The following is a 19289-nucleotide window of genomic DNA, read 5'->3' as shown; positions in this document are numbered from 1 at the left end:
GGCTACACTCGCGGGATGAGCGGACTCGTCCCCTACCTGTCCTTCCCCGGCAACGCGGCCGAGGCCCTGACCTTCTACCGTGACGTCTTCGGCGGCACGCTCGAGCTGTTCTCGTACGAGCAGTTCGGCCGCACGGACGGACCGGCCGACGCGATCGCCCACGGTGCGCTGAGCGGTCCGGTGCAGCTGTTCGCCTCCGACGCCGCAGGAGATGAGGATGCCGTCCACATGGTGGGCGTCTCGTTCTCCCTGCTGGGCGCCGCCGACCCGCAGACGCTGCAGGCGTGGTTCGCCGCACTGGCGGAGGGCGGCATGATCATCGATCCGCTGCAGGAGCGGCCGTGGGGCGACACCGACGGGCAGGTCGCAGACCGCTACGGCATCCGTTGGCTGATCGGCCACTCGCAGAGCTGATCGGCGCGCCCGCTGCGGGCGGTCCGCGTCAGTTCGACGAGAACAGTCTCTGCAGGCGCTGCACACCCTCGAGCAGCTGGTCATCGCCCAGCGCGTAGGAGAGGCGCAGGTAGCCCGAGGGACCGAACGCCTCACCGGGTACGACAGCGACCTCGGCCTGTTCGAGGATGAGATCGGCGAGCTCGAGCGACGTCGTCGGGGTCACTCCTCCCCACGAGCGGTTCAACAGTCCCTGCACGTCGGGGTACACGTAGAACGCCCCGAGCGGGTTGGGGACGCGCACGCCGTCGATCTTCGACAGCTCGGCGACGATCGTCCGCCGGCGGCGGTCGAACGCCTCGCGGAACTGCTCGGCCTCCGTCTGCGGACCGTTCAGGGCGGCGATCGCACCGCGCTGCGCGATGTTGTTGACGTTGCTCGTCAGGTGCGACTGCAGGTTGGCGGCGACCTTGATGGCGTCCGTCGGGCCCACCATCCAGCCGACGCGCCAGCCCGTCATGGCGTAGGTCTTCGCGACGCCGTTGACGAGGATGGTCTGCCCTGCGGCCTCGGGGACGGCCTCGACGATCGATGTGGCCTTCAGGCCCTCGTACGTGAGGTTCTGGTAGATCTCGTCCGAGACGATCCAGATGCCATGCTCGACGGCCCACTCGCCGATCGCCCTGGTCTCCTCTGCCGTGTAGACGGACCCGGTCGGGTTCGACGGCGACACGAACACGAGGACGGTCGTCCGCTCGGTGCGGGCCGCCTCGAGCTGCTCGACGGTGACCTTGTAGTCCTGGTCGGCGCCGGCGAAGACCTCGACGGGCATGCCGTCGGCGAGGCGGATCGCCTCGGGATAGGTCGTCCAATACGGAGCGGGCAGCAGCACCTCGTCACCGGGGTTCACGACAGCCTGGAACGCCTGATACACCGACTGCTTGCCGCCGTTGGTCACGATCACCTGCGACGGGGCGACTTCGAGCCCGGAGTCGCGCAGCGTCTTGGCGGCGATCGCCTCCCGGAGGGCGGGAAGGCCGGGCGCAGGGGTGTAGCGGAAGTTCGCCGGGTCCTTCATCGCCTCGGCTGCCGCGTCGACGATGAACTGCGGCGTGGCGAAGTCGGGCTCGCCGGCAGCGTAGGAGATGACGGGCTTGCCCTCGGCCTTCAATGCCTTGGCCTTGGCGTCGACCTTGAGGGTCGCCGACTCGGCGATGGCGGACAGCTTGCGAGAGAGAGGAGCGCGATCGGTCACACCTCAGATGGTACCCGGGTGCGCAGACCGTCGTAAGCGGGAGGCGCCGGTCACCAGAAGTCCATGAGGGGCCAGAGCACGCCGCCGAGAAGGAGGTGCGAGATCGCCGTCACTGCGAACATCGCCACCGCGATCGTCGTCCAGATGATCTGCCACCTGCTCCATGCCCGCCCCAGGTGGAGTGCGATGCCGATGAGGATCATCGCGGCCACCACCCACCATCCGACGGCGAAGGCGAGCGTCACGAATCCGGCCATCAGGATGACGGTGCCTTCGCTGATGCGGTGAGTGAAGAGAGCGCCGACGGCGACGGCCGCCGTCACCGGAGCCAGCGCGATCGCGGAGACGGCGGCCAGCGTCGTCGCGGCCTCCTCGCGGGCGGAGGGCGGACGCTCTGTGCGGGGCGCGGCATCCTTCATGCCTGGGCACGTTACCGATCTCGGTCAGGCCGCGCGCCCGTTGTCCACAGGCGCTCTGGTTGTGATACTCAGTTTCAGTTACACTGGCTCTCAGTCTCACAGGTCAGGAGTGCCGCATGTCAGCTGGAACCCCCTTCGTGCCGCCCGTCGCGGATTACGCCTTCCTCTACCGGGAGGCGTTCGGCCGCGACATCGTCGCATCCGCCTCCGGGGGCGCGCTCAGCGCGGACGATGCGGTCGAGATCATCGCCGGCGCCGGCGAGTTCGCCGCGGAGGTGCTCGCGCCGCTGGACCAGGCCGGGGACCGGGTCGGGGCGCGGCTCGAGGACGGTGTCGTCCGCCTTCCGGACGGTTTCGCCGACGCGTACCGCGCGCTGGTGGACGCCGGGTGGGTGTCGGCGACCGCTCCGGAGTCCGCAGGTGGCGACGGCCTGCCGCAGTCCGTCGGCGCAGGGCTCGGCGAGATCTGGAACGCCTCGAACGCGGCGTTCGCGCTGTGCTGGATGCTCGGCGCCGGTGCGATCCACGCGCTCGACGCCGCCGCCTCCGACGAGCTTCGCGAGACGTATCTCACGAAGCTCGTCAGTGGCGAGTGGACGGGGACGATGAACCTCACCGAGCCCGAGGCGGGGACCGACCTCGGCGCGATCCGCACGACGGCCACGCCGCGCGACGACGGGTCGTGGTCGATCAGCGGTCAGAAGATCTTCATCACCTGGGGCGACCACGACGTCGCCGACAACATCGTCCACCTCGTCCTCGCCAGGACACCGGATGCGCCGGAAGGGGCGAGGGGGCTGTCGCTGTTCGTCGCCCCCCGCACGCTCGTGAACGCCGACGGGACGCTGGGGGATCGCAACCGGATCGAGACGGTCGCGATCGAGCACAAGCTCGGCATCCACGGCAGCCCGACCTGTGTGCTGTCGTACGAGGACGCCACCGGCTACCTCGTCGGCGAACTGCACGGAGGCCTGGCCGGGATGTTCGTCATGATGAACTCCGCACGCGTGGGGATGGGGCACCAGGCCGCGGGCATCTCCGAGCGCGCCTACCAGGGGGCGGCGGCCTACGCGGCCGACCGTCTGCAGGGGCGGGTGCTGGACCGGCCGGCGGGCGCGACGATCGCCGAGCACCCCGACGTCCGACGGATCCTGCGCTCGATGTCCAGCAGGATCTTCGCGATGCGCGCGCTCTCCGTGTTCGTCGGCGACCTCTTCGACCGCGCCGAGGGGGACGCGGACGTCCTGCGGATGGCGGAACTGTTCGTGCCGATCCTCAAGGGGTGGGCGAGCGAGGAGGCGCTGGGCGTCACGAGCGACGGCATCCAGGTCTTCGGCGGGATGGGTTTCATCGAGGAGACCGGAGCGGCGCAGCACTACCGCGACGCGCGGATCGTGCCGATCTACGAGGGCACGACGGCGATCCAGTCCAACGACCTCGTCGGACGCAAGGTCCTTCGCGACGGGGGAGTGACGGTCTCCCGGCTCTTCGACGACATCGATGAGACCGTGCGCGCCCTGCAGGACAGCGAGGGCGAGGTCGCCGCCCGCACGGCGGAGCGACTCGGACGTGCCGTCGGTGCCGCACGCCGCGCGACCGATGCCCTGCAGGGATTCGCCGACGCGCCGCGGGACGCATACGCCGTCAGTGTGCCGTACCTCATGCTCCTCGGCATCCTCGCCGGCGGCTGGATGCACGCGCTCGCCGTCGTCGCGGTCAGTGCCCACGCAGCGGCAGCCGATGAGGACGCCGCACGCCTCACCGACGCGGACTTCTACGGAGCGCACCACCTCTCCCGCGTGCACGCGCTCGCCGAGACGGTGGCAGCGGGCGAGATCGTCTGATCCGTCGGTCGCGTCACGCATGGAGGAAGGGGGCGGATGCCGCAGCATCCGCCCCCTTCCTCGGTGTCACGCCTCCTCGACGAGGAACCTCGAGTACGCCGACAGGGTGAGGAATGCGGGGAACTCCGTACCGAGAGCGACCTCGCGGAAGACGTCGGCCGCGTCGTCGAAGCGGTCGTCCGCACTGCGCGTCGCCCCGGCCAGCACGTCCGAGATCAACCCTTCGATGTACTCGGGGGTGATGCGCGTGCCGTCCTCGGTCGTGCGGTCCTGGTGGATCCACTGCCACACCTGCGATCGGCTGATCTCGGCTGTCGCGGCATCCTCCATGAGGTTGTCGATCGCGACGGCGCCGAGCCCCCGAAGCCATGCCTCGATGTACCGGATCGCCACCGAGACGTTGTCCCGCACGCCCTGCGCGGTGATCGGTCGACCGATGCGCAGATCGAGCAGGTCCTCGGCGCGGACGTCCACGTCGTCGCGCTGCCGGTCGACCTGGTTCGGACGGTCGCCGAGCACGGCCTCGAACTCGGCGCGCGCCGCGGGGATGAGGTCGGGGTGCGCGACCCACGTGCCGTCGAAGCCGTCGTTCGCCTCACGCTTCTTGTCCGCCGAGACCTTCTCGATGGCCGCGGCCGTCACCTCGGGGTCCCGACGGTTCGGGATGAAGGCGCTCATGCCGCCGATCGCGAAGGCGTCGCGCTTGTGGCACGTCTGCACGAGAAGCTCGGTGTACGCCCGCATGAACGGCACGGTCATGGTTATCTCGCTGCGGTCGGGGAGGACGAACCGTGCACCGCGGCCGCGGTAGTTCTTGATGATCGAGAAGATGTAGTCCCAGCGGCCGGCGTTGAGGCCGGCACAGTGGTCGCGCAGCTCGTAGAGGATCTCATCCATCTCGAAGGCGGCGGGCAGCGTCTCGATGAGCACCGTCGCCCGGATGGTGCCGTGCGGGATGCCGAGGTACTCCTCCGCGAACGTGAAGACGTCGTCCCACAACTTCGCCTCCTCGCTGGACTCCAGCTTGGCGATGTAGAAGTAGGGACCGCGGCCGCCGTCGATCAGCTCCTGAGCGTTGTGGAAGAAGTACAGGCCGAAGTCGACGAGGGAGCCGGAGGCCGCCATGCTTCGCCCGGTCCGGTCGACGAACGTCACGTGCTTCTCCACCAGGTGCCAGCCGCGGGGTCGCATGACGATGGTCGGAGTGCGCTCCGCGGTCACCTCGTAGGTCTTGCCCTCCGGGGAGGTGAAGCGCAGCTCGCCGCGGATCGCGTCGCGCAGCGAGAGCTGTCCGCCGATGACGTTGCCCCAGGTGGGGCTCGTCGCGTCCTCCTGGTCGGCGAGCCAGACCCTCGCGCCCGAGTTCAGTGCGTTGATCGTCATCTTCCGGTCGGTCGGACCGGTGATCTCCACCCGCCGATCCTCGAGGCCGGGGCCGGCTCCGGCGACCCGCCAGTCGACGTCCTCGCGGATGTGCCTCGTGTCGTCTCGGAACTGCGGATCACGCCCGCTGCCGATCTCGAAGCGTCGCCGCATCCGGTCGGCGAGCCGGTCGTGCCGGCGGTTGGCGAAGCGGTGGTGCAGCTCGGTGAGGAACGCGAGCGCGTCCGGGGTGAGGATCTCGTCGAATCGGGGGCGCATCGGCCCGGTGACGGCGAGGGACGGTCCCTGCTGGATCGTCTGCGTCGGGGCGGTGGTCGGCGGAGCGATGGGGGTGGTCATGATCGGAATCCTTTGTGATGGTGGCCTAGTGGAACTGGGCGGCCTCTGTGGAGCCGGCGAGTGCGAGCGTGGCGCTGTCGGGGTTGAGCGCGGTGGAGATGACGTCGAAGTAGCCGGTACCCGCCTCGCGCTGGTGCTTGGTGGCGGTGTAGCCGTCGGCCTCGGCGGCGAACTCGGCTTCCTGCAGCTCGACGTAGGCGCTCATGGCGCGCTCGGCGTAACCGCGGGCGAGGTCGAACATGGAGTGGTTGAGGGCGTGGAACCCGGCGAGGGTGATGAACTGGAACTTGTAACCGAGGTCGGCGAGCTCCTGCTGGAACGTGGCGATCTCGGCGTCCGAGAGGTGCCGCTTCCAGTTGAAGCTGGGCGAGCAGTTGTAGGCGAGCAGCTTGCCGGGGAACTGCGCGTGGATCGCCGTGGCGAACTCCCGCGCGAGCTCGATGTCCGGTTCGCCTGTCTCCACCCACAGCAGATCGGCGTACGGCGCGAATGCGAGTCCTCGGCTGATGACCGACTCGATGCCGGGGCGGATGCGATAGAAACCCTCGGTGGTGCGCTCGCCGGTCGTGAACGCCTGGTCGCGCTCGTCGACGTCGCTGGTGAGCAGGTCGGCGGCGAGGGCGTCCGTCCTGGCGATGATCACCGTCGGGACGCCTGCGACGTCGGCGGCCAGCCGCGCGGCGTTCAAGGTGCGGATGTGCTGCTGGGTGGGGACGAGCACCTTGCCGCCGAGATGTCCGCACTTCTTCTCGCTGGCGAGCTGGTCCTCCCAGTGGATTCCGGCGGCACCGGACTGGATCAGCGAAGAGGCGAGCTCATAGGCGTTCAGTGGCCCGCCGAATCCCGCCTCGGCGTCGGCGACGATCGGTGCGAGCCAGTCCTGCGTCGTCTCGCCCTCCGCGTGCTCGAGCTGATCCTGCCGGATGAGGGCGTTGTTGATCCGCCGGACGACGGCGGGTACGGAGTTGGCCGGGTACAGCGACTGGTCGGGGTAGGTCTGCCCCGCGAGGTTGCCGTCGGCGGCGACCTGCCAGCCGGAGAGGTAGATGGCCTTGAGGCCGGCGCGCACCTGCTGCACGGCCTGTCCGCCGGTGTAGGCGCCGAGCGCGCGGACGTACTCCTCGGTGTGCAGGAGGTTCCACAGGTTCTCGGCGCCGCGGAGGGCGAGCGTGGACTCCTCGCGGACGGAACCGCGGATCCGGATGACGTCCTCTGCGGTGTAGGTGCGCTCGATGCCGTCCCAGCGGGGGTCGGTGTCCCAGATCTCCTGCAGTTCGGCGGCGGTCTGCGTCTGGTCCCCGGCGCGGAGGGGCGGCTGACCGGGCGTGGCGTGAATCGTCATGGTGTCTCCTCGGTGAGTCTGGCTGAGTGGGCGTGACACCACTCTGCGTGAAGTTCAACCGAGGATCTGACCATTTCAGGGGTGAAGAACGGCAAAACTTCTGCTTTCGTGACAGAATCGGCCCATGGCCACCGTCGATCAGACAGAAGACACCGACGCCCTCACGATCGGGCGGCGCATCCGGCAGCTGCGCACAGCGCGCGGGCTGACCCTCGACGCGCTCGCCGCCGCCGTCGATCGCGCGCCGAGTCAGCTCTCGATGATCGAGACGGGCAAGCGCGAGCCGAAGCTGTCGCAGCTGCAGGCGATCGCCAGGGCACTCGGGGTCAGCATCGACGCGCTGCTCGAGGGGGAGCCCCTCGATGAACGCAGCGCGCTGGAGATCGCGCTGGAGCGCGCGATGAAGGGCCAGACCTTCCAGGCGCTCGGCATCGATCCGTTCCGAATCGCGAAGACCGTTCCCACCGAGGCGCTGCGGGCCCTTCTCGCCCTCCACGGCGAGATCGAACGGCTGGAGGACGAGCGCGCGGCCACGCCCGAGGAGGCGCGCAGGGCCAACGTGGAGCTGCGGCACCTCATGCGCAGCCAGGACAATCACTTCCCCGACCTCGAGGCACGCGCCGCAGAGATCCTGGCCGCCGTGAGGCACCCCGGTGGACCGCTCACTCAGCGCACGGCATCCGAGATCGCGGCATATCTCGGGTTCACGCTGCACTACGCCCCCGACCTGCCGCAGACCACGCGCAGCGTCGCCGATCTCGCCAACGGGCGCCTGTACCTCTCCAGCAGCATCCCCGCCAAGGGGGATGCGCGCACGGCCGTGCTGCAGGCGCTCTCCAGCCGCATCCTCGGACACTCCGAGCCCCGCAGCTACGCGGAGTTCCTCCGGCAGCGCGTCGAGACGAACTACCTCACCGGCGCTCTGCTGATCCCCGAGGCGCACGTGGTGCCCGCCCTGAGGGACGCGAAGTCCCGCAGGGCGGTGTCGATCGAGGATCTGCGCGACACGTACTCCGTGTCGTACGAGACAGCCGCGCACCGGTTCACCAATCTCGCCACCCGCCACCTCGACATCCCCGTGCACTTCCTCAAGGTCCATGAGTCGGGCACCATCACGAAGGCCTACGAGAACGATGACGTGAACTTCCCCACCGACCGGCTCGGCGCGATCGAGGGCCAGATGTGCTGCCGGCGCTGGACGAGTCGGGTGGTGTTCGAGGAGGACGACCGGTTCAACCCGTACTTCCAGTACACCGACACCGGCAACGGCACGTACTGGTGCACCGCCAGGGTCGAGGCATCCAGCGAAGGGCTGCACTCGGTGAGCGTCGGGGTGCGGTTCGACGACACGAAGTGGTTCGTCGGTCGGGACACCCCGCACCGCGGTGTGTCCAAGCACTCCGTCGAGGTGTGCTGCCGTCGGGCGCCCGCCGAGCTCGAGGAGCGCTGGCGGGAGAACTCCTGGCCGAACGTGAAGACTCCACGGACGCTGCTGGCCACGTTGCCGACGGGGTCGTTCCCCGGAGTGGACACCACCGACGTGTACGAGTTCCTCGACGCCCACGCGCCGCGCTGACCGCGGCCGGCGAACCCGCCACGCTATCCTTGGCCGGGTCGCGAGGGGGAGGGTCGAGGATGATCGACGAGAGTGCTGCCGCGAAAGAGGACATCCGGCTGTGGCGGGAGGAGATCCGCTCGCTGCCGCGCGGGGGGAACCTCGTCATCGCGCTCGTGTGCGTCGCCCTCGGTGTGTGGGGTGTCTTCGACTCGTTGTCCGATGCCGACGGTGACCGGTTCTGGGGGACTCTCCCCATCATCGTGCCCGGCGTGTTCGCCGGCTGGTGCATCCTGCAGATGACCTGGCGACGGCTGGACTCGCTGATCCCGCTGCTGCTGCGGTTCGTCTCGGCCTGTCTCATCGCCCCCCTCTTCGTCGCGGTGCCCATCGGCATCGTGCAGGCCGTCGCCGTCGCCTTCCCCGGCGTCCGTGACGAGATCGCGCGGTCGCAGGCGGCCAACAACGACTTCCACTACTGGTGGGATGAGGGGATCGGGTCGCAGCTGGGGCTCGTGCCGTTCGCGGGCTACATGCTCGGCGGGTGCATCGCCCTCGGTGTGTCGCTCGTCATCGTCTTTCCCGTCATCTCGTTGCGTGCGCCCGCCGTCGTCGCGTCCGGCTCGCATCTGGAGAAGGTTCCGGTCGGTCAGAGGGACTACACCGCCGCGTTCGTGTTCGTCGGTCTCGGTGCCACGGTGCTGGGGATCGCCCTGTGGAACTTCGGCCGTGGTGGCAGCATCGCGGAGTTCCCGGATGGCGTCGCGCGTCTGCTGGAGGATGTGTCGTACGGGTACTTCTTCTGGGAGGACACGGTATGGCTCTTCGGCGTCGTGTTCGTCGTGATCGGCGTCGCGCTCATGGCGGCTGGGTGCCTCCGAGTGATGTTCGCGCGGTCGAGCGCTGCTGCCGACACGGATGAATCGGCGACACGGCAGAACTGACCGAGCCCCGGTCTGTGCTCAATCGCTCAGCGTCGACAGGGCGACCCAGAGTTCGGCGCGTGCCGTGAACGTCGACAGGTCGAGACCGAGCAGCGCGGATGCCTGGGCCACACGGCTGCGCACCGTGTGGCGATGGACGCCGAGGACCGCAGCGGCCGCGTCGAGTGTTGCATCGTGTTCCAGCCACACGCGCAACGAACGCTCGAGGTCGGTGCCGTTCGCCTCGTCGTGACGACGTACCGGCGCGAGGCGCGATTCGGCGACCAGACGCGCTTCGTCGGTGGCCAGCGCGCCGATCATGCTCGCGCTCGCCGCGTCGCCGTATCGGGAGACGGGAGAGGTCCCTCGGGCGAGCGCACGCCGGGCCTGATCGTGCAACCGGGAGAACGTCGAATACCCGTCGGCCTCCGAGACGCCCCAGCGGACCGCGAAACGCACCGCGGCGTCCGCGACGAGGTCCTCGTGCTTCGCCGAGACGCACAGGGTGAGACCCGCGCGGTGCTCGGCGGCGAAGAATGCGATCGCGTCGTTCGTGCGGCGTCGTTCGCACCACTCGATGATGGCTTCGGCCGGTGCATCGGCCTCCGCGACCGCCACGACGATCGGGGCCGCCGGCACGGCACCGAGCACGCGACGGGCGAGGGTCGGATCGTCGAGCAGGAGTGATTCGAGCACCTGTCGGTTCAGGCGCGCCGTACGGCGTCCGAGTTGCTCGCTCTGCTCGCGGGCGAGCCCCGCCATCGCGATGACCGATGTGACCACCGCGCGGGACTCCGCATCGAGAGTGCCGGTGGCCAGGGCGATCACCCCGCGCAGGCTCCCGCCTCGTCCGAGTGTGAAGAGCAGGAACGGCTGCGTCCCCACGGTGAACGACTGCGTGGCCTGGGCGCCGCGGGCGACGAGGTCACCGGCGTGCGCGGCGAGCTCGCCACGCGCCTCATCGTCGAGTGCCGCCTGGGGATGCTGGTGTGCGAGGGCGCCGGTCGCATCGAAGAGCCCGACCCAGACGTCGAGCCTGCGGGCCAGTTCGCTGAGGATCGACTCCAGACCGCGCGGCCGGAGAGCGGCGATCGCGATCGCTCGTTGGGCATCGAGAGCCCAGGTGCGCCGCGCGTACGCCTGTGCGGCGATCGCCTCCGCGTGCGCCCGGGCGATCGCGATGAACGGGGTGCGGTACGGCACCTCGAACAGGGGCATCCTCGCATCGGCGCAGGCCGCGACGAGCTCCGCCGGGATGCCGGCGCGGTACACCTCGGTGCCGAAACCCAGGCCGGCGACGCCCCGTTCGGAGAGCCGTCGGACGTACGCGCGCGCGGCGACCGGATCCTCATCGCGGAACTGCGTGCCCGTCGTGAGCAGGACGAGATCCTCCGTGAGGAACGGTGTGGGATCGGCGAGGTCGGAGCTGTGCACCCAGCGCAGCGGGCGATCGAGAAGGTCGGGGTCCTCCGGTGTCACCAGCGACAGCGCGAGGTCGGATCGGCGCAACAGGGTGCGCAGCGTGGGAGCGTCGATCATGAAGGGCTCGATCCGTGGGTTTCGCCATGTTGGCGAAAAGTTTCTTTGAATTGTACGCTCCGGCGAATGCATCCGGGTCTGGAGCCTCGTACGCTCGCCCACATGACCCTCCTCGATGCCACCACAGACGCAACCCCCCTCGGCGGACCCTCGCTCCCGCAGGAGCGGCGCCTGGTCACCGCGCTCCCCGGCCCCCGTTCGGCCGAGATCCTCGCTCGTAAGGCGGAGGCCGTTCCCGCCGGCGTCGGGCACACGGTCCCGGTGGCCGCCGTCGCCGCCGGTGGTGGTGTCGTCGTCGACGCCGACGGCAATTCGCTCATCGACCTCGGCTCTGGTATCGCCGTGACGAGCGTCGGCAATGCGCACCCCAAGGTGGTCGAGGCCGTCGCCGCCCAGACGGCGCAGTTCACCCACACCTGCTTCATGATCTCGCCCTACTCCTCGTACATCGAGGTCGCGGAGGCGCTCAACCGCCTCACACCGGGCTCGTTCGCGAAGAAGAGCGCCCTGTTCAACTCCGGCGCCGAGGCCGTCGAGAACGCGATCAAGATCGCGCGCAAGCACACCGGCAGGCAGGCCGTCGTCGCCTTCGACCACGGCTACCACGGCCGCACGAACCTCACGATGGCGCTCACCGCGAAGTCGATGCCGTACAAGAGCGGCTTCGGCCCCTTCGCCCCCGAGGTGTACCGCGCACCGATGTCCTACCCCTTCCGCGACGGACTCAGCGGCGCGGAGGCTGCCGCCCGCACGATCCTCCAGCTCGAGAAGCAGGTCGGTGCGGACAACCTCGCCGCGGTCATCGTCGAGCCGATCCAGGGCGAGGGCGGGTTCATCGTGCCGGCGGACGGATACCTCAACGCGATCGTCGACTGGTGCCGCGAGAACGGCGTCGTCTTCATCGCCGACGAGGTGCAGACCGGCTTCGCCCGCACCGGTGCGATGTTCGCGAGCGAGATCTTCGGCATCGAGCCGGACCTCATCACCACCGCGAAGGGCATCGCCGCCGGGCTTCCGCTCGCCGCCGTCACCGGCCGCGCCGAGATCATGGACGCCTCGCACGCCGGCGGCCTCGGCGGCACGTACGGCGGGAACCCCGTCGCCTGCGCGGCCGCGCTCGCGGCGATCGACGTCTTCGAGAACGAAGGCCTCGTCGAGCGCGCACAGCAGATCGGCGAGATCCTCACGAGCCGTCTGTCCGCCATGCAGGCGTCGGACCCGCGCATCGGGGACATCCGCGGTCACGGTGCCATGATCGCCGCCGAGTTCGTCGACCCGGAGACGAACGCCCCGGATGCCGCGCTGACGGCGGCCGTCGCCAAGGCGTGCATCGCGGAGGGCGTCATCGTCCTCACCTGCGGCACCTACGGCAACGTCATCCGCTTCCTGCCGCCGCTGTCGATCGGCGACGACCTGCTGGGCGAGGGCCTGGACGTCGTCGCCGCCGCGCTGGCGGCAGCCTGAGACGTCGGTCGCGCCTCGTGTCGGGGGATGTCGGGGCGCGACCGGTGCTGTACGAGAACCCCGCAGAGTTCATGGACGAAGGAGTTGTGTGAATGGTTGAGATCACCCGCGACGTAGTGATCGTCGGCGCAGGAGCCGCCGGACTCACCGCCGCCAACGAACTGCGCAAGGCCGGCCTCTCCGTGGCCGTGCTGGAAGCACGCGACCGCGTCGGCGGTCGCCTGTGGACCGACGTCATCGACGGGGCGATGCTGGAGATCGGCGGCCAGTGGGTGTCGCCCGACCAGGACGCGCTCATCGACACCGTCGCGGAACTGGGTCTCGAGACCTTCAGCCGCTACCGCGAGGGCGACAACGTCTACGTCGGCCCTGACGGCGTCGCGCACCGCTTCACCGGCGAGATGTTCCCGGTGTCGCCGGAGACCGAGCGCGTGATCGCCGAGGTGACGGAGCGTCTCGACCGGATGGTGTCCGAGATCGACCCCGACCGGCCGTGGGAGCACCCCGACGCCGCGGAGTGGGACGCCATCACGTGGGACGCATGGCTTCGCGAGCAGACCGACGACGACGAGGCCGTCCGCAATCTCGCGTTCGCGACGGGCTCTGCGATGCTGACGAAGCCCACGCACACGTTCTCGCTGCTGCAGTCGCTGCTGATGGCCGCATCGGCCGGCTCGTACTCGAACCTCGTCGATGCCGACTTCATCCTCGACAAGCGCGTCGTCGGCGGCCTGCAGCAGGTTCCGCTGCTCCTCGCGGAGCGCCTCGGAGACGACGTGCACCTGAACCAGCCGGTGCGCACGATCGAATGGGGCGACGGGGGAGTGACGGCGACGACCGACGACCTGACCGTCCGCGCGCGCTTCGCGATCCTCGCCCACGCCCCGGTGCTCTACAACCGGATCAGTTTCGTCCCGGCGCTCCCGCGCAGACAGCACCAGTTGCACCAGCACCTGTCGATGGGCTTCGTCATCAAGGTGCACGCCGTGTACGAGACGCCGTTCTGGCGGGACAAGGGACTCTCGGGCACCGCGTTCAGCCCGTACGAGCTCTCGCACGAGGCCTACGACAACAGCAACCACGGCGACGAACGGGGCACACTCGTCGGATTCGTCTCGGATGCCAACGCGGACGGCGTGTTCGAGCTCAGCGCCGACGAGCGCAAGGAGCGCATCCTCGAATCGCTCTCGCACTACTACGGCGAAGAGGCGAAGAACCCGATCGTCTACTACGAGAGCGACTGGGGCAGTGAGGAGTGGACCCGCGGCGCCTACGCCGCGAGCTTCGACATGGGCGGTCTGCACCGCTACGGGCCCGATCTGCGCGCCGCGGTCGGACCGATCCACTTCGCCTGCAGCGACATGGCAGGAGCCGGCTACCAGCACGTCGACGGCGCGATCCGGATGGGGCGGCTCGCCGCGGCGTCCATCGTCGAAGCGAGCCGGTCATGATCGGCTCGATCGTCGTCGGCTACACGGCGACGCAGGCCGGGGCGGACGCGCTCGCCCTCGGCGCGCGCCTCGCCCGCGGGCTCGGCATGAGCCTGCACCTGGTCATCGTGCTCCCCTCGGAGGGCACGCGCAACGCCGCCGTCCCGCCGGAGCGGGCCTACGAGGACCACATCCGCTCGCAGGCGAAGGCGTGGCTGCGCGACGCACTCTCGCAGGTGCCCCAGGACATCACCCGAAGCGGACATGTCCGCTTCGAGGAGTCCTTCGCCGCCGGCCTCATCGCCGCGGGCGAGGAGTTCGGCGCCCGCCTCATCGTCGTCGGCGCGGCGAACGGCTCGACCTTCGGCCGCCATCGGCTCGGCTCCGTGGCATCCGAACTCCTGCACTCGTCGACCATCCCGGTGGCGCTCGCGCCGGCCGGTTCCGCGACGCACACCCGGATCGACACCCCGATCTCGCGCGTGACGGCGGCCGTCGGCACTCGACCGGGTGCCGACGTGCTCCTCGAGGAGGCGGCGAGCCTCGCCGCCGCGAGCGGAGGGGCGCTGCGGCTCATCTCGCTCGTCCCCTTCGACGTCCCGCCCGGCCTCGACACCGGGGCGATCACGCTCGTGCGCAACGTGCACGGTGATGATGTGCTCTCTCAGGCGAAGGCATCCCTGCCGGCGGGTGTCACGGCGGAGGTCGAGCGCGCCTCCGGAGACAGTGTGGAGGACGCCGTCGCGCACCTCCCCTGGCAGGACGGCGAGATCGTCCTCGTCGGATCCAGCCGTCTCGCACAGCCTCGTCGGCTGTTCTTGGGATCGACGGCAGCGAAGATGCTGCACGAGCTCCCCGTCCCCATGATCGTCGTTCCGCGCACCCGCGCCACCGACATCTCCACAGAAGGAGACCAGGCATGAGCAGCACACCTCGGGCAACGGGGCCCGACGCAGGAGCGGCGGGCACCCCCGATGCCGCCGTCACCGGCGGCATCTCGCGCAAGGGCCTGAGCGCGGGCACCGTCGGACTCGTCGGTGCGGTCGTCATCGGCATCTCGTGCATCGCCCCGGCCTACACCTTCACGGCGGCCGTCGGCCCCGTGGCATCCGTCGTCGGATCGCAGATCCCCGCGATCATCCTCGTCGGCTTCCTGCCGATGCTGCTGGTGGCGTTCGGCTACCGCGAGCTCAACAACCGGATGCCGGACTCCGGCACCTCCTTCACCTGGGCGACCCGCGCCTTCGGTCCGTGGATCGGGTGGATGGCGGGGTGGGGGCTCGTCGTGGCCACGATCCTCGTGCTGTCCAATCTCGCCGGTGTCGCCGTCGATTTCCTGTTCCTGTTGATCTCGCAGGTCACCGGCAACACCGAGATCGCCTCACTCGCCGCCAACACGGGCATCAACATCGTCGTCTGCCTGCTGTTCATGCTCGCGGCGACGTGGATCTCCTACCGCGACATGAAGACGACCCAGAAGCTGCAGTACTGGCTCGTGGGCTTCCAGGTGCTCGTGCTCGTCGGTTTCGCCGTCGCCGCGATCGCGCAGGCGGTGTCCGGTGGGGGCTTCGACCCGCAGCCCTTCGACCTGAACTGGTTCAACCCGTTCGCCGTGCCGACCTTCAGCGCCTTCGCGGCCGGTCTGTCGCTGTCGATCTTCATCTTCTGGGGCTGGGACGTCACCTTGACGATGAACGAGGAGACCAAGGACCCTGAGCGCACACCGGGTCGCGCCGCGACCGTCACGGTGCTCACGATCGTCTCGCTGTACCTGCTGCTCGCGATCGCGATGATCATGTTCGCCGGCGTCGGAACCGGTGAGCTGGGCCTGGGCAACGAGGACATCCAGGAGAACGTCTTCTTCCACCTCTCTGGGCCGATCCTCGGACCGCTCGCGTTCCTCGTCTCGCTCGCGGTGCTCACCAGCTCGGCGTCGTCGCTGCAGTCGACGTTCGTCGGTCCCGCCCGCACGCTTCTCGCGATGGGGCACTACGGCGCCCTCCCGCCGGCATACGGCAAGGTCAACCCTCGCTTCTTCACGCCCGGGTACGCGACGATCGTGTCCGCGATCGTCGCCTCCGCCTTCTACGCCGTGATGCGCGTGGTCAGCGAGAACACGCTGTGGGACACGATCCTCACGCTCGGCATGATGATCTGCTTCTACTACGGCATCACGGCGTTCGCCTGCGTCTGGTACTTCCGCAAGCAGTGGTTCGCCTCGACCCGCAACGTGTTCTTCACGTTCCTGTTCCCGCTGGTGGGCGGCATCATCCTGGCGATCCTGTTCGTCACGACGCTGATCGACTCGATGGACCCGGCATACGGGAGCGGAGCGCAGATCGGCGGCCTGGGAATCGTGTTCATCCTCGGCATGGTGATCATCGTCCTCGGCATCATCGTGATGATCTGGCAGGCGATGAGGCGCCCTGCGTTCTTCCGCGGCGAGACCCTCGGCACAGAGGCCCCCGCGCGCGGAGCCTGACACCTCCCACGACAGACCCCACAGAAGGAGCACCATGAGCATCACCGCATCCGACGAGAAGACCCTGCTCGACGCGATCCCCACCGGTCTGTACATCGGCGGCGAATGGGTCGAGGCCACCGGAGGACGCACCTTCGACGTGCACGACCCCGCCACGAACGCCGTGCTCCGCACCATCGCGGACGCGACGCCGGAGGACGGTGTCAGGGCGCTCGACGCCGCCGTGGCCGCCCAGGACGAGTGGGCCGCGACGCCGGCACGCACCCGCAGCGAGATCCTGCGGCGCGCGTTCGACCTCGTGCAGGAGCACAAGGAGGACCTCGCGCTGCTGATGACGCTCGAGATGGGCAAGCCCCTCGCCGAGGCACGCGGCGAGGTCGTCTACGGCGGGGAGTTCCTCCGGTGGTTCAGCGAGGAGGCCGTGCGGATCTCCGGTCGCTACGGCAGCAATCCGGAAGGCACGGGGCGCATGATCGTCTCGCAGCGCCCCGTCGGCCCGTCGTTCTTCATCACCCCGTGGAACTTCCCGTTCGCGATGGCGACGCGCAAGATCGCCCCCGCGCTCGCGGCCGGTTGCACCGTGGTGATCAAGCCCCCGGCACTCACGCCCCTGACGACGATCTTCTTCACGACGCTGCTCGAGCGGGCGGGTCTGCCGGCCGGAGTGGTCAACGTCGTGCAGACGACCTCGTCGTCGAAGCTCTCGGCGCCGATCATCGCCGACTCGCGCCTTCGCAAGCTGTCGTTCACCGGGTCGACCGAGGTCGGGCGCAAGCTCATCGCGCAGGCTGCTGACGGCGTGCTGCGCGTGTCGATGGAGCTGGGCGGGAACGCCCCGTTCGTCGTGTTCGACGACGCCGATCTCGACAAGGCGGTCGAGGGCGCGATGGCGGCGAAGTTCCGCAACATCGGCCAGGCCTGCACCGCGGCGAACCGCTTCATCGTGCACGCATCGGTCGCCGAGGAGTTCGCCGACCGCGTCACCGAGCGCGTCACGGCGATGAAGATCGGGCGCGGCACCGAGGACGGCGTCGCCATCGGCCCGCTGATCGACTCGGATGCCGTCGACAAGGCCGCCGAGCTCGTCAAGGACGCCGTCGACCGCGGTGCGCGGCTGCGGACCGGTGGCAGCGCGATCGACGGTGATGGCACGTTCTTCGAGCCCACCGTGATCTCCGACGTCGCGAAGGGCAGCGACATCCTCCGCGAGGAGATCTTCGGCCCCGTGCTGGCGATCGCGACCTTCGAAACCGAGGAGGAGGCCGTGCGGCTGGCCAACGACACCGAGTACGGACTCGTCTCCTACGTCTTCACAGAGGACCTCGCGCGCGGCCACCGCATGATCGACGCGCTCGAAACGGGGATGATGGGTCTGAACGTCGGGGTCGTCTCGAACGCCGCAGCGCCCTTCGGAGGCGTGAAGCAGTCCGGCGTCGGCCGAGAGGGCGGACTCGAGGGGATCCACGAATACCTCTCCACCAAGTACACCCTCATCCCCAACTGACCGCCAGCACGAAGACAAGGACTGACATGACCGAGTACGCCGTGACCAATCCCGCCACTGGCGAGACGAGTGCCACCTACGACCTCTTCACCGACGGGCAGATCGAGGATGCCGTGACGAGGGCGGATGCCGCAGCATCCGTCTGGGCGGCGACACCGGTGAGCGAGCGAGCCAAGGTGGTGCACCGCATCGCGGAGCTCCACCGCGAGCGTCGCGACGAGCTCGCCGCGGTGATGGTGAAGGAGATGGGCAAGCCCATCGCCGCCGCTGTCGGGGAGGTCGACTTCGCCGCGGACATCATCGACTACTACGCCGACAACATCGAGCTCATCACGGGCGACACGCCCCTGACGATCCTCGGCGACGGCTCCGCCGTCGTCCGCCGTGCGCCGCTCGGCGCCCTGCTGGGGATCATGCCGTGGAACTTCCCCGCCTACCAGGTGGCCCGCTTCGCCGCGCCCAACCTCGCGATCGGCAACACGATCATCCTCAAGCACGCCCCGCAGTGCCCGGAGTCCTCCGCGATGCTCGAGGCCATCTACAGCGACGCGGGACTCCCCGACGGCGCATACGTCAACGTGTACGCCAGCAACGACCAGGCCGCGACGATCATCGCCGACCCTCGCGTCCGCGGAGTCTCGGTGACGGGGTCCGAGCGCGCCGGTGCGGCCGTGGCCGAGCTCGCAGGCCGGCACCTGAAGAAGGTCGCGCTGGAACTGGGCGGCTCGGACCCGTTCCTGGTGTTCTCGGCAGACGATCTGGGTGCCGTCGTGCAGTCGGCCGTCGATGCGCGTCTGGACAACAACGGGCAGTCCTGCAACGGCGCGAAGCGATTCATCATCATCGACGACCTGTACGAGGAGTTCGTCGAGCGGTTCGTCGCCGCGATGGCGGAGGTGACGGCTGAGGATCCGACACAGGAGGAGACCGTGCTCGGCCCGCTGTCATCGCTCGCCGCGGCCGAACGTCTGCAGGAGCAGATCGATCGCGCAGTGGAGCAGGGGGCGACGCTCCTCACCGGCGGCACGCGCGATGGTGCCTTCTTCGCGCCCACCGTCCTCGCGGACGTCACGGAGGACATGGACGTGTACCGCGAGGAGCTGTTCGGCCCCGCCGCCGTCGTCTACCGCGCCTCCGATGAGGACGATGCGCTGCGCATCGCGAACGGTACTCCGTTCGGTCTCGGCTCGTACGTCTTCACGACCGACGATGCCCAGGCGGAGCGGGTCGCGGACCGGATCGAGGCGGGGATGGTCTACGTCAACCTCGTTCTCGCCGACAGCCCCGAGTTGCCCTTCGGCGGCGTCAAGCGCAGCGGCACCTCTCGCGAGCTGGGTCTGCTCGCGGCGGATGAGTTCGTCAACAAGAAGCTCATCCGCATCGCCTGAGTGAGGAGACAGGAACGCTAGCGTTGGAG

Annotated in this window: 15 protein-coding genes; 10 read left to right on the top strand and 5 right to left on the bottom strand. The window is 69.1% G+C overall.

What is annotated here, in order from left to right:
• The first annotated feature begins 15 nt into the window (after positions 1–15).
• Entirely contained in the window at positions 16–414 is a 399-nt protein-coding gene (locus tag HD600_RS03130) for a VOC family protein (protein ID WP_184281481.1), read from the top strand.
• Positions 415–442: 28 nt separating this feature from the next.
• Here HD600_RS03130 and HD600_RS03125 read toward each other — a convergent pair whose 3' ends face one another.
• Complete coding sequence (locus HD600_RS03125; RefSeq protein ID WP_184281479.1) at positions 443–1648, bottom strand: aminotransferase class I/II-fold pyridoxal phosphate-dependent enzyme; 1206 nt, start codon at positions 1646–1648, stop codon at positions 443–445.
• Positions 1649–1698: 50 nt separating this feature from the next.
• Positions 1699–2067 carry a hypothetical protein gene (locus HD600_RS03120; RefSeq protein WP_184281477.1) on the bottom strand — a complete coding sequence of 123 codons (369 nt, stop codon included), beginning with the start codon at positions 2065–2067 and terminating at the stop codon, positions 1699–1701.
• A gap of 116 nt (positions 2068–2183) precedes the next feature.
• On the opposite strand from HD600_RS03120, the gene HD600_RS03115 reads away from it, so the two are divergent.
• Positions 2184–3911: an acyl-CoA dehydrogenase family protein gene (locus HD600_RS03115; RefSeq protein WP_184281475.1), complete on the top strand. Its 1728-nt coding sequence runs from the start codon at positions 2184–2186 to the stop codon at positions 3909–3911.
• A 66-nt stretch (positions 3912–3977) separates the two neighbouring features.
• Here the strand turns inward: HD600_RS03115 and aceB are convergent, their stop codons facing one another.
• Both aceB and aceA read right to left on the bottom strand, forming a co-directional pair.
• Positions 3978–5633 (bottom strand): malate synthase A, encoded by a 1656-nt coding sequence (aceB, locus tag HD600_RS03110; RefSeq protein WP_184281473.1) that lies wholly within the window; start codon positions 5631–5633, stop codon positions 3978–3980.
• A 25-nt stretch (positions 5634–5658) separates the two neighbouring features.
• Complete coding sequence (aceA, locus tag HD600_RS03105; protein ID WP_144792479.1) at positions 5659–6975, bottom strand: isocitrate lyase; 1317 nt, start codon at positions 6973–6975, stop codon at positions 5659–5661.
• A 124-nt stretch (positions 6976–7099) separates the two neighbouring features.
• Here aceA and HD600_RS03100 point away from each other — a divergent pair, with 124 nt between their 5' ends.
• Together HD600_RS03100 and HD600_RS03095 are read left to right on the top strand one after the other, a co-directional pair.
• A complete protein-coding gene (locus tag HD600_RS03100) occupies positions 7100–8551 on the top strand; it encodes a helix-turn-helix transcriptional regulator (protein ID WP_144792476.1) in 1452 nt (483 codons plus the stop codon).
• A gap of 59 nt (positions 8552–8610) precedes the next feature.
• Positions 8611–9474, top strand: coding sequence for a hypothetical protein (locus tag HD600_RS03095; protein ID WP_184281472.1), 864 nt, complete (start codon positions 8611–8613; stop codon positions 9472–9474).
• A gap of 18 nt (positions 9475–9492) precedes the next feature.
• Here HD600_RS03095 and HD600_RS03090 read toward each other — a convergent pair whose 3' ends face one another.
• Positions 9493–10992 carry a PucR family transcriptional regulator gene (locus HD600_RS03090; protein ID WP_184281470.1) on the bottom strand — a complete coding sequence of 500 codons (1500 nt, stop codon included), beginning with the start codon at positions 10990–10992 and terminating at the stop codon, positions 9493–9495.
• Positions 10993–11094: 102 nt separating this feature from the next.
• Here HD600_RS03090 and gabT point away from each other — a divergent pair, with 102 nt between their 5' ends.
• The 6 genes from gabT (at position 11095) to HD600_RS03060 (ending at position 19260) form a co-directional block, all read left to right on the top strand.
• On the top strand, positions 11095–12456 hold the full coding sequence (gabT, locus tag HD600_RS03085; RefSeq protein WP_184281468.1) for a 4-aminobutyrate--2-oxoglutarate transaminase: 1362 nt from the start codon (positions 11095–11097) through the stop codon (positions 12454–12456).
• A gap of 92 nt (positions 12457–12548) precedes the next feature.
• Positions 12549–13907 (top strand): flavin monoamine oxidase family protein, encoded by a 1359-nt coding sequence (locus HD600_RS03080; protein ID WP_184281466.1) that lies wholly within the window; start codon positions 12549–12551, stop codon positions 13905–13907.
• On the top strand, positions 13904–14809 hold the full coding sequence (locus HD600_RS03075; RefSeq protein ID WP_184281464.1) for a universal stress protein: 906 nt from the start codon (positions 13904–13906) through the stop codon (positions 14807–14809). The genes HD600_RS03080 and HD600_RS03075 overlap by 4 nt, the downstream gene beginning before the upstream one ends.
• Positions 14806–16368, top strand: coding sequence for an APC family permease (locus HD600_RS03070; protein WP_144792458.1), 1563 nt, complete (start codon positions 14806–14808; stop codon positions 16366–16368). Before HD600_RS03075 ends, HD600_RS03070 begins: the two co-directional genes overlap by 4 nt.
• Positions 16369–16402: 34 nt before the next feature.
• Positions 16403–17872 (top strand): NAD-dependent succinate-semialdehyde dehydrogenase, encoded by a 1470-nt coding sequence (locus HD600_RS03065; RefSeq protein WP_144792455.1) that lies wholly within the window; start codon positions 16403–16405, stop codon positions 17870–17872.
• Positions 17873–17898: 26 nt separating this feature from the next.
• The gene (locus HD600_RS03060; protein WP_184281462.1) at positions 17899–19260 is read left to right on the top strand and encodes an NAD-dependent succinate-semialdehyde dehydrogenase; all 1362 of its coding nucleotides are present in this window, start codon (positions 17899–17901) and stop codon (positions 19258–19260) included.
• Positions 19261–19289 lie beyond the last annotated feature (29 nt).

The organism is Microbacterium ginsengiterrae, from assembly GCF_014205075.1.
In the GTDB taxonomy this organism is placed as follows: domain Bacteria; phylum Actinomycetota; class Actinomycetes; order Actinomycetales; family Microbacteriaceae; genus Microbacterium; species Microbacterium ginsengiterrae.
The sequence above is the reverse complement of the archived record's forward strand: the minus strand, read 5'-3'. Positions and strand labels throughout refer to the sequence as shown.

What these genes read in the sequence shown, in the direction of transcription:
- HD600_RS03115 (WP_184281475.1), top strand. Translation starts at nt 2,184, where the DNA reads ATGTCAGCTGGAACCCCCTTCGTGCCGCCCGTCGCGGATTACGCCTTC.
- HD600_RS03100 (WP_144792476.1), top strand. Translation starts at nt 7,100, where the DNA reads ATGGCCACCGTCGATCAGACAGAAGACACCGACGCCCTCACGATCGGG.
- HD600_RS03070 (WP_144792458.1), top strand. Translation starts at nt 14,806, where the DNA reads ATGAGCAGCACACCTCGGGCAACGGGGCCCGACGCAGGAGCGGCGGGC.
- HD600_RS03095 (WP_184281472.1), top strand. Translation starts at nt 8,611, where the DNA reads ATGATCGACGAGAGTGCTGCCGCGAAAGAGGACATCCGGCTGTGGCGG.
- HD600_RS03075 (WP_184281464.1), top strand. Translation starts at nt 13,904, where the DNA reads ATGATCGGCTCGATCGTCGTCGGCTACACGGCGACGCAGGCCGGGGCG.
- HD600_RS03060 (WP_184281462.1), top strand. Translation starts at nt 17,899, where the DNA reads ATGACCGAGTACGCCGTGACCAATCCCGCCACTGGCGAGACGAGTGCC.
- gabT (WP_184281468.1), top strand. Translation starts at nt 11,095, where the DNA reads ATGACCCTCCTCGATGCCACCACAGACGCAACCCCCCTCGGCGGACCC.
- HD600_RS03130 (WP_184281481.1), top strand. Translation starts at nt 16, where the DNA reads ATGAGCGGACTCGTCCCCTACCTGTCCTTCCCCGGCAACGCGGCCGAG.
- HD600_RS03080 (WP_184281466.1), top strand. Translation starts at nt 12,549, where the DNA reads ATGGTTGAGATCACCCGCGACGTAGTGATCGTCGGCGCAGGAGCCGCC.
- HD600_RS03065 (WP_144792455.1), top strand. Translation starts at nt 16,403, where the DNA reads ATGAGCATCACCGCATCCGACGAGAAGACCCTGCTCGACGCGATCCCC.
- aceB (WP_184281473.1), bottom strand. Translation starts at nt 5,633, where the DNA reads ATGACCACCCCCATCGCTCCGCCGACCACCGCCCCGACGCAGACGATC.
- HD600_RS03120 (WP_184281477.1), bottom strand. Translation starts at nt 2,067, where the DNA reads ATGAAGGATGCCGCGCCCCGCACAGAGCGTCCGCCCTCCGCCCGCGAG.
- HD600_RS03090 (WP_184281470.1), bottom strand. Translation starts at nt 10,992, where the DNA reads ATGATCGACGCTCCCACGCTGCGCACCCTGTTGCGCCGATCCGACCTC.
- aceA (WP_144792479.1), bottom strand. Translation starts at nt 6,975, where the DNA reads ATGACGATTCACGCCACGCCCGGTCAGCCGCCCCTCCGCGCCGGGGAC.